The sequence below is a fragment of the Alsobacter soli genome (genome assembly GCF_003004785.1).
Lineage (GTDB): Bacteria > Pseudomonadota > Alphaproteobacteria > Rhizobiales > Beijerinckiaceae > Alsobacter > Alsobacter soli.
Genome location: NZ_PVZS01000004.1, coordinates 199,753 through 212,921 on the forward strand (window position 1 = coordinate 199,753; position 13,169 = coordinate 212,921).

A 13,169-nucleotide genomic window follows, 5' to 3' on the forward strand; every position below is an offset into this window, starting at 1 on the left:
GGCCATGAGTTTCACCGAACTCTTCATCCGCCGGCCCGTGCTGGCCATGGTGGTGAGCCTGATGATCCTGCTGCTCGGCGCACAGGGTCTGATGAGCCTTCAGGTGCGGCAGTACCCGAAGATCGACGAGACCACGATCACCATCACGACCACCTACACGGGCGCGAGCGCGGACCTGATCCAGGGCTTCATTTCGACCCCCATCGCCAAGGCGGTGTCGAGCGCCGAAGGCGTGGACTACGTCACCACCCAGAGCCGGCTGGGCCTCAGCACGGTCTCGGTGCGCATGCGGCTGAACACGGACCCGAACGCGGCCCTCACCGAGGTCACCGCCAAGGTGCAGCAGGTGCGCGCGCAGCTGCCGACCGACGCCGAGGACCCCGTGGTCGTGAAGGGCACGGGCCAGACCTTCGCGCTGATGTACATCACGTTCGGCAGCTCCGAGATGAACCCGGAGCAGGTGTCGGAATTCCTGACCCGCGTGGTGCAGCCGCGCTTCGCCACCCTGGAGGGCGTCGGCTCCGCCGACATCCTGGGCGGGCGCGACTTCTCCATGCGCGTCTGGATCGACCCGATCAAGCTCGCGTCGCGCAACGCGACCGCGAGCGACGTGGTGGCCGCCATCCGGGCCAGCAACTTCCTGGCCGCGCCCGGCAAGACGCAGAACGAGTACGTCGCCTACTCCATCGAGATGCAGACGACGCTGCAGACGCCCGAGACCTTCGGGGCGCTGCCGATCCGCACAAACGGGGACCAGGTGGTGCGCCTGCGCGACGTGGCGCGGGTGGAGCTCGGGCCGAAGAGCACCGACACCAAAGTGAGCTTCAACGGCCGGGAGGGCACCTTCATCGGCATCGTGCCGACGCCGGCCGCGAACCCGCTCTCAGTGGCCAAGCAGGTCACCAAGGAGATCGAGGACATCAAGCCGAACCTGCCCAAGGGCATGACGGCGGAGGTGGTCTACGACGCCTCGAACTTCATCTCGGCGTCCATCGAGGAGGTGTTCAAGACCATCGCGGAAGCCGCGGCGATCGTCATCCTGGTGATCCTGCTGTTCCTGGGGTCGTTCCGCTCGGTGATCATCCCGATCGTGACGATCCCGCTGTCGATGGTGGGCGTCTGCTTCGTCCTGTTCGTGCTGGACTACTCGATCAACCTGCTGACGCTGCTCGCCATGGTGCTGGCCATCGGCCTCGTGGTGGACGACGCGATCGTGGTGGTGGAGAACATCCACCGGCACATCGAGGAGGGGCTGAAGCCCATCGACGCCGCGATCGTGGGCATGAAGGAGATCTTCGGCCCGGTGGTGTCGATGACGATCACGCTCGCGGCCGTGTACGCGCCCATCGGGTTCACCCAGGGGCTGACGGGCACGCTGTTCCGGGAGTTCGCCTTCACGCTCGCGGGCGCTGTGGTGATCTCGGGCATCGTGGCGGTGACGCTGTCGCCCATGATGTCGTCGCGGCTCCTGAAGCCGCACGGCGGGCACGGCGGCTTCGCAGGCTTCGTGGACCGGACCTTCACCAAGCTTGAGAACTGGTACGGCCGGCGGCTCAAGGGCTCGCTGGACTACCGGCCCGTGACCTTCATCATCGCCATCGCGATGCTGGCGACGACCGGCTTCCTGTTCATGAAGACGCCCTCGGAGCTCGCGCCCGAGGAGGACCAGGGCGCGTTCCTGGGCCTGGTGAACACGCCCAAATACGCCACCTCCGACTACACCCAGCGCTTCGCCTCGGCGTTCCTGACGCCACCCAAGGACAAGATCCCGGAGATCGAGGACACCTTCGCCATCGCCGGCACGGACGGCGGCGGCACGGGCTTCATCGGCTTCAAGCTGAAGCCCTGGAAGGAGCGCCCGCGCAAGGCGGCGCTGATCAAGCAGGACATCCAGAACCTGCTGGACGCGAACGCCGGCCTGCAGGCCTTCATCTTCTCGCCGCCGGCGCTGCCGGGGACGAGCGGCGGCCTGCCGATCCAGTACGCGCTGCGCACCATCGGGGACCCGTCCCAGGCCTATGAGGTCGCCGAGCAGGTGCGCCTCAAGGCCATGCAGTCCGGGCGCTTCATCGTGGTGCAGAACTCGATGAGCTACGAGACGCCGCGCGCGCGCATCACGGTGGACCGCGACCGGGCGGCCACCCTCGGCGTTCCGATCAGCGAGATCGGCTCCACGCTCGGGGCGCTTGTGGGCGGCGGCACGATCTCCAAGTTCGACCGGGACAATCGCTCCTACGACGTGGTCAGCCAGGTGGCGCAGGAGGACCGGCTCAACCCCGAGCGGCTGGGCCAGTACTATGTGCGCGCGTCGAACGGGACCATGGTCCCGCTCTCGGCCGTGGTGAAGATCGAGACGGGGCCCTCGCCCGCCGCGATCGAGCAGTTCAACCAGCTGAACTCGGCCACGATCTCGGCGCTGCCGCTTCCGGGCGTCACGACCAGCGAGGGCCTCGCGACCCTGCGCTCCATCGCCGCCCAGGTGATGCCGCAGGGCTTCTACGAGGACTACGCCGGCCAGTCGCGCCTGGAGGTGCAGGAGGGCAGCTCGATCGGGCTCGCGTTCGGGCTCGCCATCATCGTCATCTACCTGGTGCTGGCGGCGCAGTTCGAGAGCTTCCGCGACCCGTTCATCATCATGATGTCGGTGCCGCTGTCGATGTTCGGCGCTATCGCGTTCCTCAACGCCGGTTTGGCGACGCTCAACATCTACACGGAGGTGGGGCTGATCACGCTGGTGGGACTCATCACCAAGCACGGCATCCTGATGGTGGAGTTCGCGAACGAGCTGCAGGTGAAGCGCGGCTTGCCCGTGCGCGAGGCCATCCAGGAGGCCGCCAAGGTGCGCCTGCGGCCGATCCTGATGACCACGGCCGCCATGGTGCTGGGCGTCGTGCCGCTGCTCACCGCCAGCGGCGCGGGCGCGGCGGCCCGCTTCTCCATGGGGCTGGTGATCGCGTCCGGCATGTCGATCGGAACGATCTTCACGCTCTTCGTGGTGCCGATGTTCTACACCCTCATCGCCCGCGACCGCCGGGCGGAGGCGCCCGCGAAGGCCGCCGAGACGCCGCACCGGCCGGCGCTGGCCGCGGAGTAGGCTGCGCGGAGGGAGGATTGGAGAAGGGCCGGCCGCGCGGGAGCCGGCCCTTTTTCTTTGCGGTCTGCCTGGATTGTCGCCCTACGCCCGGCGGCCCTCACCCCGGCCCCTCTCCCGCACGGCGGGAGAGGGAGGAGCGGCGCGGTCGGGCAGCGTGATGCGGAAGACGGCTCCGGGGCCCTCGGTGGCGAGTTCGACCGAGCCCTCGTGCAGGCCCGCCAACTCGGCCGCGATGGCGAGGCCGAGCCCCGTCCCGCCGGGCCGCCCGGAGCCGGCGAAAGCCTGGAACAGCTTGTCCCGCGCCTTGGCGGGCACGCCCGGGCCGTTGTCCGCCACCTCGATCATCACCAACCCGCGCTCCCGGACGGCCCGGATGGTCACCCGGCCGTCGGGCTGGCCGTGCAGCGCCTGGACGGCGTTGCGGGCGAGGTTGAGCAGCATGCGCGACAGCTGCTCGCGGTCGGCGTGAACCGCCAGACCCGGCGGCACGGCGTTGTCGAAGCCGAGGCCGCCGCCGTCGCCCAGGCCGAGCAGCTCGGCGGTTTCCTGGGCCAGGTCGCGCAGGTCGACGGGCTCGGGGCTGGGGTTGCGCTCGGCGGCGCGGCCATAGGCCAGGGTCGATTGGCAAAAGCCGATGGCGCGGTCCAGGGTCGCGATCAACCGGGGCGCGAGGCGCTGCGCGGCCGGGTCGCTCAGAGCGCTGAGGCGGTCGGAGAACAGCTGCGCGGCGGACAGCAGGTTGCGCAGGTCGTGATTGATCTTGCTGACGGCCAGGCCGAGCGCCGCCAGGTGCTTCTTCTGGCGCAACTCGTCCGCGAGGCTCGCCTGCATCTTGGCGAGCGCGCGTTCGGCGACCCCGATCTCGTCCGACCGCCCGGATGGCTGCACGATGCGACCGGCGCGCTCGGGCTCCTGCTGGAAAGCCACGATGCTCGAGGTCAGCCGGCGCACCGGGCGCACGATGAGGCGAAGCAGTGTGGCATAGACCAGAATGGCCGTGATGCCCGAGATCACAAGGGACAGCACCAGGATCCGGCCGGAGAAGGCGAGCATCGCCTGGCGCAGGGGCGTCTCGTCCAGGACGATCTCGACGAACTCCACGTCGCCCATGCCGGCGCCGACCACGCGGATGAAGCGCGGCTCCGTCGCCAGAAGGGTCGAGAAGGCGCCGCGGATCATGGTGGCGTAGTCGCTCGTGCGCAGGTCCACGTCGAGCGCCACGGCGGGCGGCATGTCGGAGGCCGCCAGGAGCCGGCGCGCCCCGCCGGAGCGCACGGCCACCGACACGGCGCCGACCTGCTGCAGCAGGCTCATGCTGAGCGGCAGGGGCACGGCCCCGGCGGGAGCGGCGTCGAGCACCAGCGCGGCGATCTGGGCCGCGCCGATGCGGTCGTTCAGCCAGTTGCGGCGGAAGTTGGCGACGGACGGGACGTAGATGAGCACCTCGGCCAGCATCACGAACAGCACGGTCAGCACGAGCAGCCGCTCGGAAAGCCCGGGTCGAAGCCGGGCCCTGCGCGATGCGGCCTTCTCGTGCTGGCGCTGGATCATGGCGCCCGACCAGTCCCCACTGGCATGGAACTCGCCTCCCCTGCCCCTGCGAGCGGACAGGGTACGCACAACCTTAGGTTTTGGATCGTGACGAAAGCCTGACCTTTCGCGCCTGACCTGGCGCAGGATGCTCGCCCGGCGCGGCCGTTCTCAGCCAAGACGGCGCAGCAGGGCCACCGCGCGGCGCAGCCATGGGCTGCGGGCGCGGGGCGCGTCAAAGGACGCCGCCGCGCGCTGGCCGATCTCGGAGAACGTCGGATAAGGCACGACGAGATCGCGGAGATCGGCAACGGAGAGGCCCTTTTTCACCGCCAGGGTCCAGGTCGTGATCAACTCGTCCGCCCGGGCCCCGACGATGGACGCGCCGAGGATGACGCCCGACTTGTCCGTGATGACTTTGATCTCGCCCTCGGTCAAGCGTTCGGCCCGGGCGCGATCGCTTTCGGCATAGGGCCAGCGGAGGATGCGGACGGCTCGGCGCGTTTCGAGCGCCTGGGCCTCGCTCAGGCCGACCGTGGCGAGGGCGGGGGACGTCCGCACCGCCAGCGGGAGGGCCCTCGTCTCCACCCTGGCGGGCCAGCGGAACAGGGCGTTGCGGATCACCACGGCCGCATGATGGGCGGCCACATGGGCGCAGCGGTCGCCCGCATGGGGGCCGCCGGCGCAGTCGCCGATCGCGAAGACGCGCTTGTTGGCCGTGCGCAGGCGGCGATCGACCAGGATGCCGGAGGCGTCCGCCTCGACGCCCGCCTTGTCGAGATCCAGCCCCTCCGTAACGACGCGGCGGCCGGCCGCGACCAGCAGGTGCGAGCCCGTCAGGACCTCGCCTGTCTGAAGCTCCACCCGCACGCCGTCCGGGCCGCCGGAGACGCCGCGCGCCGGAGCGATTTCGCGGATGTCGACGCCTTCGCGCCGCAAGGCTGCGGCCAGGGCTGCGACGAGTTCAGGGTCGAAGCGCTCGAGGATGCGGCCAGGGGCCGCCACGGCCACCTCGGAGCCCAGCCGCCGCAGCGCCTGGGCCAGCTCGACCGCAACCGGCTCGCCGCCGAGCACGATCAGGCGCTCCGGGCGGGCCGGCAGATCGGAGACGGCTTCCGGCGTGAGAAAGGGCGTGTCGGCGAGGCCGGGGAGATCCGGCGCGGCCGGCGATGAGCCGACGGCCAGGACGAAGCGGCGCGGCTGGATCGTGTGATCGCCCAGCAACGCCGTGAGCGGGCTGACGAAGCGCGGCTCGCCGCGCAGGACGCGCACGCCCAGGGCGCGGCAGCGCGCTTCCGAAAGATCGCCGGCGGCCGCGCCGACAACGTGCTCGGCGTGTGTCCGGACGCGCGGCCAGTCCACACGCGGCTTGGCGGCCGCGATCCCGAACGGCGTGGCCCGCCGGAACGCTTCCGCGGCCTCGGCCGAGGCGCGCAAGGCCAGCGCGGCGACTGCGCCGCCCACGAGCGCTCCTCCCATGCGGGCGTGTTCGACAAGAACGACCGAGGCGCCCAGGGCGGCGGCCGTGGACGCGACCGACAGGCCGGCGACCCCGGCCCCGATGACGCAGAGGTCCGGCTTCAGAACGTCGTCGGCCATGGAAATCGCTTCCGAGAAACTGCCTTCGGCTGCACGCATGCGCCCGCATGCAGGCCGAAGCGGCGTGGCCCCGCATGAGGGTTCGATTCCCGAAAGCCGTCAACCCGTGCGAGCATGCTGCGGGTCGCGCATCTGCGCGGCCTGGATACGCCCGGCGGGCCTCGGCCGGGCCGCCCCGACAGCCGTCCACCGCCGACGCGCCCGGGGCCATGCGGCGCGTTGACTTTCAGGCAGCCATCCGCCATAAGCCCGCGAGCTTTCGAGCGTCACCACACATGTCGGAAGACGGATCCGGCGGAAGACCGCCGGACAGATCGTTTCGACGCCAGACTGACAGGCCCGGGCCCTCTTCAGGGATGGGCCGGAACGGAGAACACCCGTGAAGCGGACCTATCAACCCAGCAAGCTGGTGCGCAAGCGCCGCCACGGCTTCCGCGCCCGCATGGCCACCAAGGGCGGCGCGAAGGTCATCGCCGCTCGCCGCGCCCGCGGCCGCAAGCGCCTCTCGGCCTGAGCGGGAGCGCGCGAGCGCGCCCGCCATGACCGAGACCTCGCAGGACCGGAGCCTTCCGGGACGACTGACGAGGCGCGCGGATTATCTCGCCGCCGCCAAGGGGCGACGGTTCCATACGCCGAGACTGACGTTGCAGGGGATCGAGCGCGCGCCGGAGGCCGGCGACGGCGCCGGTCCCCGTTTCGGTCTGACGGTGAGCCGCAAAGTGGGCACCGCCACGGAGCGCAACCGCGTGCGGCGACGGCTGCGCGCGGCGCTTCTGCGCTTGGCCGAGGACCGCCCCGACGCGCTCGCCGGCAAGGACCGACACGATTTCGTGGTGGTGGCCCGCCGCGACATCCTGTCGGCTCAATTTCCGACTCTGATCACTGATATCGCCGACGCCGTCGCAGGCCTGGACAGGCCGCGCGGCAAAGGCCCGCGCCGCCCCGACGCGCGGCGCCACGCCGAACCCCGGCAAGACACGCGCGCAGCCGACGCGCCGCCCCCGCTTCCGAGAGATCCGCAGAGCCATGCAGGATAACAAGAACTTCTTTCTCGCGATCGCCCTGTCGCTGGCGGTGCTCATCGGCTGGAACGTCTTCTTCGGCGTGCCCACCATGGACAAGGCCCGCCAGGACGCGGCCCAGAACGCGAAGGTGGCGTCGGAGAGCGGCAAGCCCGGGCCCATTCCGTCCGCGAGCCCGCAGAGCAACACGCCTCCGTCGGAGAGCCTGGCCAACCCGGCCATCGCGGCCTCTCGGGAGGCGGCCATCGCGGCTTCGCCGCGCGTCACCATCGACACCAAGCGCGTGCACGGCTCGATCAACCTGCGTGGCGGCGACGTCGACGACATTGCGCTGAAGGACTACCACGAGACGGTCGACCCCAAGAGCCCGAACATCGTGGTGTTCTCGCCGGCCAACGGACCGGAAGGCTATTTCGCCCGCCTCGGCTGGCTGCCAGCGGCCGGCGCATCCACGGACGTGCCCCTGCCCTCCACCGTCTGGACGGCGGACTCTCAGACGCTCACCGAGGACAAGCCCGTCACCCTCACCTGGGACAACGGCAAGGGCCTCCTGTTCAAGCGCGTGATCGCCATCGACAACACCTACATGCTGACCATCACGGACAGCGTGGAGGCCAAGGACGGAGCTTCGGCGTCTCTGACGCCCTATGGCTTCGTACGCCGCATCGGCAAGCCGCACACCCAAGGCTACTACATCCTGCATGAGGGCCTCGTCGGCGTGGTCGGCGACCAGGGCCTCCAGGAGATCACCTACGACAAGATGGAGAAGGATCCCCAGCTCTCGGCCACCGAGAAGGGGCGCACCTTCCCGCAGTCCACCGGCGGCTGGGTCGGCATCACGGACAAGTACTGGGCCGCGGCGCTCGTCCCGGACCAAAAGACGCCCTACACGGCGACTTACTCCGTGTCGCAGCCGGCCACCGCCCCGCACAGCTTCCAGACGGTGATCACCCAGCAGCCGGCGACGGTGCAGGCCGGAACGCCCGCCTCGGTGACGACGCGCCTCTTCGTGGGCGCCAAGGAAGTGAACACGATCAACGGCTACCAGGACTCGCTCGGGATCGAGAAGTTCAAGCTGCTGATCGACTGGGGATGGTTCTTCTTCATCACCCAGCCCATGTTCAAGCTGCTGGACGCCATCTACAAGCTGGTGGGCAACTTCGGCATCGCCATCCTGGCGGTGACCGTGATCGTGAAGGGCATCTTCTTCCCGCTCGCCAACAAGAGCTACGCCTCGATGGCGAAGATGAAGGCCGTCCAGCCGCAGATGCAGGCGCTGCGCGAGCAGTACCCGGACGACAAGGTCAAGCAGCAACAAGAGATTATGGAGCTCTACAAGCGGGAGAAGATCAATCCCGTGGCGGGCTGCCTGCCCGTGGTGATCCAGATCCCGGTGTTCTTCTCGCTCTACAAGGTGCTGTTCATCACCATCGAGATGCGGCACGCGCCGTTCTTCGGGTGGATCAAGGACCTTTCCGCGCCGGACCCCACCTCCGTCTTCAACCTGTTCGGGCTGATCCCGTGGGAGCCGCCGCACGTGCTGATGATCGGTGTTTGGCCGCTCATCATGGGCGTCACCATGTTCGTCCAGATGAAGATGAACCCGGAGCCGGCGGACCCGGTCCAGAAGACCATGTTCACGTGGATGCCGGTGTTCTTCACCTACCTGCTGGCGTCCTTCCCGGCCGGCCTGGTGATCTACTGGTCGTGGAACAACACGCTGTCGGTGCTGCAGCAGTACGCCATCATGAAGCGCCAGGGCGTGAAGGTGGAGCTGTGGGACAACATGCGCAACGTGTTCCGCAAGACGCCGGCCAAGCCCCCCGCGGCGAAGTCGGACACCAAGGCCGGCAAGCCGGCCTGACGTCCTCCGCCGTCTTGGCGAGCCGAAGGCGAAGCCATCCGGGCACGAGCGTGACGCCCCTGGATTGCTTCGTCGCTCCGCTCCTCGCCATGACGGCGCAACGGCAGGCGACCACGACATGACGGCCGACGCCCTCCCCTCAGCTTCTGCTCCCTCCGCTCTCGACCCCGTCCTCGCGGAGGCCGGGCGGAAGCTGTTCGCCGGCGAGGCGGGCTTCTTCTGGGCTGCGGCGCCGAGCGGCAAGTTGCCCCCCATGGGCACGCTCGAGATAGCCTTCGCGGGCCGTTCCAACGTCGGCAAGTCGAGCCTCATCAACGCGCTCACCGGCCGCAAGGCGCTGGCGCGCACGTCGCACACGCCCGGGCGCACGCAGGAGCTCAACTTCTTCGACGTGAATGGCCGCTTCACGCTGGTGGACATGCCCGGCTATGGCTACGCGGCCGTTTCGAAACAAAAGGTGCAGGCCTGGACGGGCCTGATCCACGACTACCTGCGCGGCCGGGCCACGCTGGCGCGGGTCTTCGTGCTGGTCGACTCGCGGCACGGCCTCAAGGCGGCGGACAACGAGATCATGGACCTGCTCGACAAGTCGGCCGTGTCCTACCAGATCGTGCTGACCAAGGTGGACGAGCTCAAGAAGGGCGAGGCCGAGAAGCGGGTCGCCGAGACGCTGGACGCACTGAAGCGCCGGCCAGCCGCCTATCCGGAGGTCGTGGTGACCTCGAGCCGCGCCGCGGAGGGCATCGGCGAGCTGCGCGCCGCCGTCGCCAAGCTGCTCGCGGAGCGCGGGGCGCTCGACCTGTCGGAATTCGCGGCTTGAAGACGGCCTCCCGGGTCCTGCTGGCCCTCGCCGGGCTTTACGGGGCGGCGGGCGTGGCGCTGGCGGCAGCGTCTGCGCACCTGGGCGGGCCGAACCTCGCCACGGCCGCGCAAATTCTCCTGTTCCATGCCCCGGCGTTGGTGGGCATCGCCGTGGCGGCGGAGCTGACCGCCCTCCCCCGCCGCCTTGTCCTGGCCGCAGGCGCAGCGATCGCGCTCGGGGCGTTCGCCTTCTCGGGCACGCTGGCGGCAGGCGCCCTGGCCAACTGGCGCCCGGTCCCGATGGGCGCGCCCACGGGCGGCTTCCTGATGATCGGCGGGTGGCTCCTGCTGGCCGGCGCGGCCGCCTTCGGACGGCGCTGAAAGCGATTTGCCTTCCGGGCGCGGCGCCTTAGAAGGCTTGGCCAGCAACAGCCCAGCGACGAGCGCCGCCATGACCGACAGCAACGATCCCCACCTCCAGGCCGAAATCCTCGTCCAGGCGCTGCCGCATATGCTGCGCTACGACGAGGCGACGGTCGTGGTGAAGTACGGCGGCCACGCCATGGGCGACGAGCAGGTGGCCCGCGACTTCGCCAAGGACATGATCCTGCTCGAGCAGTCGGGCGTGAACCCCGTGGTGGTGCACGGCGGCGGGCCGCAGATCGGGGCCATGCTGAACCGGCTCGGCATCAAGAGCGAGTTCGCGGCGGGCCTGCGCGTGACCGACAAGGCCACCGTCGAGGTGGTCGAGATGGTGCTGGCCGGCCTCATCAACAAGCAGATCGTCGGCTTCATCAACAACGAGGGCGGCCGCGCCATCGGGCTGTGCGGGAAGGACGGCAACATGGTCACCGCCCGCAAGGTGACCCGCACGGTCGTGGACCCGGAAAGCCACATCGAGAAGCATGTGGACCTGGGCTTCGTGGGCGAGCCCGAGACCGTCGACAAGACGGTCCTGGAGGCGCTGCTCGGCCGCGAGGTGATCCCGGTGCTGGCGCCGGTCGCCAACGGCTCGGACGGCCAGACCTACAACGTCAACGCGGACACCTTCGCGGGCGCCATCGCGGGCGCGCTGAGGGCCAAGCGCCTGCTGCTGCTCACAGACGTGCCGGGCGTGCTCGACAAGAACAAGAACCTGATCAAGGAGCTGACCATCGACCAGTGCCGCGCGCTGATCGCGGACGGGACCATCACGGCCGGCATGATTCCCAAGGTCGAGACCTGCATCTATGCCCTGGAGCAGGGCGTGGAGGGGGTCGTGATCCTCGACGGCAAGGTGCCGCACGCGGTGCTGCTGGAACTGCTGACAGACCATGGCGCCGGAACGCTGATCCGGCGGTAGGTCGGTCGTCATCGCGAGCGCAGCGAAGCGATCCAGGGCGGAAGGGCGTCAAGGCTGACGACAGTTGCGCCTGAGGCCCCTGGATTGCTTCGTCGCTGCGCTCCTCGCAAAGACGGCGGGAACCGCCCCTCCACCGAAAGCCTTAACCTCTCGGCGGGACACTGAACCCCTTTCGCCACATTCTGGTCGCGGCGACATGCGAGGTTCGATCGTCCTATGACACGTCACGTCCCCCCGCCGCCTCCCGCGGCGCGTCCGGGCTTCGACCATGTCGAAACCTGGATCTTCGATCTCGACAACACGCTTTATCCGGCGCACGCCCAGCTGTGGCCGCAGGTGGACCAGCGCATCACGCTGTTCCTGGCGGAGATGTTCGGCCTGGACGGGCTCTCGGCCCGGGCGCTGCAGAAGTACTATTACACGCGCTACGGGACGACCCTGAAGGGCCTGATGGACGAGCACGCCATCGAACCGGCCGACTTCCTGGATTTCGCCCACCAGATCGACCTGTCGCTGCTCGATCCCGACCCTGACCTGGGCGAGGCCATCGAGAAGCTGCCCGGGCGCAAGCTCATCCTCACCAACGGGTCGCGCCAGCACGCCGAGAACGTGGCGACCAAGCTTGGCATCCGCGACCACTTCGAGGAGATCTTCGACATCGTGGCCGCCGACTTCGTGCCGAAGCCGGAGGCGCGGACCTACGAGAAGTTCCTGGACCTCCATGGCGTGGATCCCGCGAAGTCCGCCATGTTCGAGGACCTGGCCAAGAACCTCGTGGTGCCGGCCGCGCTGGGCATGACGACCGTGCTGGTGCTGCCCAAGACGTTCGACCCGCACCGGGAGGCGCACGAGCAGACGGCCGTGGACGCCCCCTACGTGCACCACACCACGAAGGCGCTGGCCGACTTCCTGCGGACCAACACGCCCCTGCGCGAGGCGGCGGAGACGCGAGACGGCGCGTGACGGATGACAGGGGCGGCGCGCGTTGCTAAGGACGCGCGACCCTCGCCTCAACAGCCGGATCCCGCCATGTCGCACGCCCATCTCGCCGCCACCATCGACGCCGCCTGGGAGAACCGGGCCGAGCTCGGCCCCGCCACCAAGGGGGAGGTCCGAGAGGCCGTGGAGCAGGCGCTCGCGATGCTCGACAGCGGCCAGGCCCGCGTGGCCGAGAAGGGCGCCGACGGCTGGGTGGTGAACCAGTGGCTGAAGAAGGCGGTGCTGCTCTCGTTCCGCCTCAACGACAACGCCATCATCAAGAACGGCCCTGGCGCCGCGGCCTGGTGGGACAAGGTCCCGTCCAAGTTCGACAACTGGGACGCCGCCGCCTTCGGCAAGGCCGGCTTCCGGGCGGTGCCCAACTGCGTGGTCCGCGCCGGCGCGTTCATCGCTCCCGGCGTCGTGCTGATGCCCTCCTTCGTGAACATCGGGGCCTATGTGGACAGCGGCACGATGGTGGACACCTGGGCCACGGTCGGCTCCTGCGCCCAGATCGGCAAGAACGTGCACCTCTCGGGCGGCGTCGGCATCGGCGGCGTTCTGGAGCCGCTGCAGGCCGGCCCGACCATCATCGAGGACAACTGCTTCGTCGGCGCGCGCTCCGAGGTGGTCGAGGGCGTGGTGGTCGGCGAGGGCTCGGTGATCTCCATGGGCGTGTTCATCGGCGCCTCCACCAAGATCGTGGACCGCGAGACCGGGCAGGTCCATGTCGGCAAGGTGCCGCCCTACTCGGTGGTGGTCTCGGGCAACCTGCCCGGCAAGCCACTGCCGAACGGCGAACCCGGCCCGTCGCTCTACTGCGCCGTGATCGTCAAGAAGGTCGACGCCCAGACCCGGTCGAAGACCAGCATCAACGAGTTGCTGCGGGACTGAGGCCGAATCCTCGACGCCGTCATCCCCGGCGGCGCGCAGCGCCGG

At 69.3% G+C, this 13,169-nt stretch carries 11 protein-coding genes; 9 read left to right on the top strand and 2 right to left on the bottom strand.

Annotated elements, in window-relative coordinates:
- The first annotated feature begins 4 nt into the window (after positions 1-4).
- Positions 5-3,094: an efflux RND transporter permease subunit gene (locus SLNSH_RS05170; RefSeq protein WP_106335598.1), complete on the top strand. Its 3,090-nt coding sequence runs from the start codon at positions 5-7 to the stop codon at positions 3,092-3,094.
- Positions 3,095-3,175: 81 nt separating this feature from the next.
- Here the strand turns inward: SLNSH_RS05170 and SLNSH_RS05175 are convergent, their stop codons facing one another.
- Both SLNSH_RS05175 and SLNSH_RS05180 read right to left on the bottom strand, forming a co-directional pair.
- Complete coding sequence (locus tag SLNSH_RS05175; RefSeq protein WP_106335599.1) at positions 3,176-4,645, bottom strand: sensor histidine kinase; 1,470 nt, start codon at positions 4,643-4,645, stop codon at positions 3,176-3,178.
- A gap of 150 nt (positions 4,646-4,795) precedes the next feature.
- Positions 4,796-6,223 (bottom strand): dihydrolipoyl dehydrogenase family protein, encoded by a 1,428-nt coding sequence (locus SLNSH_RS05180; RefSeq protein ID WP_245422061.1) that lies wholly within the window; start codon positions 6,221-6,223, stop codon positions 4,796-4,798.
- Positions 6,224-6,602: 379 nt separating this feature from the next.
- Here SLNSH_RS05180 and rpmH point away from each other — a divergent pair, with 379 nt between their 5' ends.
- The 8 genes from rpmH to dapD all read left to right on the top strand — a co-directional run bounded on the left by rpmH (position 6,603) and on the right by dapD (position 13,124).
- Positions 6,603-6,737, top strand: coding sequence for a 50S ribosomal protein L34 (gene rpmH / locus SLNSH_RS05185; protein WP_106335600.1), 135 nt, complete (start codon positions 6,603-6,605; stop codon positions 6,735-6,737).
- A gap of 25 nt (positions 6,738-6,762) precedes the next feature.
- On the top strand, positions 6,763-7,260 hold the full coding sequence (gene rnpA, locus SLNSH_RS05190) for a ribonuclease P protein component (RefSeq protein ID WP_106335601.1): 498 nt from the start codon (positions 6,763-6,765) through the stop codon (positions 7,258-7,260).
- Positions 7,250-9,109, top strand: coding sequence for a membrane protein insertase YidC (gene yidC, locus SLNSH_RS05195; RefSeq protein WP_106335602.1), 1,860 nt, complete (start codon positions 7,250-7,252; stop codon positions 9,107-9,109). Before rnpA ends, yidC begins: the two co-directional genes overlap by 11 nt.
- A 118-nt stretch (positions 9,110-9,227) precedes the next feature.
- Positions 9,228-9,929 (top strand): ribosome biogenesis GTP-binding protein YihA/YsxC, encoded by a 702-nt coding sequence (gene yihA, locus SLNSH_RS05200; protein WP_106335603.1) that lies wholly within the window; start codon positions 9,228-9,230, stop codon positions 9,927-9,929.
- Positions 9,926-10,291, top strand: a complete 366-nt coding sequence (locus tag SLNSH_RS05205) for a DUF423 domain-containing protein (RefSeq protein WP_106335604.1) — start codon at positions 9,926-9,928, stop codon at positions 10,289-10,291. Before yihA ends, SLNSH_RS05205 begins: the two co-directional genes overlap by 4 nt.
- 70 nt (positions 10,292-10,361) lie before the next feature.
- A complete protein-coding gene (gene argB / locus SLNSH_RS05210; protein ID WP_106335605.1) occupies positions 10,362-11,252 on the top strand; it encodes an acetylglutamate kinase in 891 nt (296 codons plus the stop codon).
- 216 nt (positions 11,253-11,468) lie between these two features.
- Positions 11,469-12,215: a pyrimidine 5'-nucleotidase gene (locus SLNSH_RS05215; RefSeq protein ID WP_106335606.1), complete on the top strand. Its 747-nt coding sequence runs from the start codon at positions 11,469-11,471 to the stop codon at positions 12,213-12,215.
- Positions 12,216-12,281: 66 nt separating this feature from the next.
- The gene (dapD, locus tag SLNSH_RS05220) at positions 12,282-13,124 is read left to right on the top strand and encodes a 2,3,4,5-tetrahydropyridine-2,6-dicarboxylate N-succinyltransferase (RefSeq protein ID WP_106335607.1); all 843 of its coding nucleotides are present in this window, start codon (positions 12,282-12,284) and stop codon (positions 13,122-13,124) included.
- Positions 13,125-13,169 lie beyond the last annotated feature (45 nt).

Coding starts and splice junctions, on each gene's coding strand:
- SLNSH_RS05170 (WP_106335598.1), top strand. CDS start 5: ATGAGTTTCACCGAACTCTTCATCCGCCGGCCCGTGCTGGCCATGGTG.
- SLNSH_RS05180 (WP_245422061.1), bottom strand. CDS start 6,223: ATGGCCGACGACGTTCTGAAGCCGGACCTCTGCGTCATCGGGGCCGGG.
- yidC (WP_106335602.1), top strand. CDS start 7,250: ATGCAGGATAACAAGAACTTCTTTCTCGCGATCGCCCTGTCGCTGGCG.
- SLNSH_RS05175 (WP_106335599.1), bottom strand. CDS start 4,645: ATGATCCAGCGCCAGCACGAGAAGGCCGCATCGCGCAGGGCCCGGCTT.
- rnpA (WP_106335601.1), top strand. CDS start 6,763: ATGACCGAGACCTCGCAGGACCGGAGCCTTCCGGGACGACTGACGAGG.
- yihA (WP_106335603.1), top strand. CDS start 9,228: ATGACGGCCGACGCCCTCCCCTCAGCTTCTGCTCCCTCCGCTCTCGAC.
- argB (WP_106335605.1), top strand. CDS start 10,362: ATGACCGACAGCAACGATCCCCACCTCCAGGCCGAAATCCTCGTCCAG.
- dapD (WP_106335607.1), top strand. CDS start 12,282: ATGTCGCACGCCCATCTCGCCGCCACCATCGACGCCGCCTGGGAGAAC.
- SLNSH_RS05215 (WP_106335606.1), top strand. CDS start 11,469: ATGACACGTCACGTCCCCCCGCCGCCTCCCGCGGCGCGTCCGGGCTTC.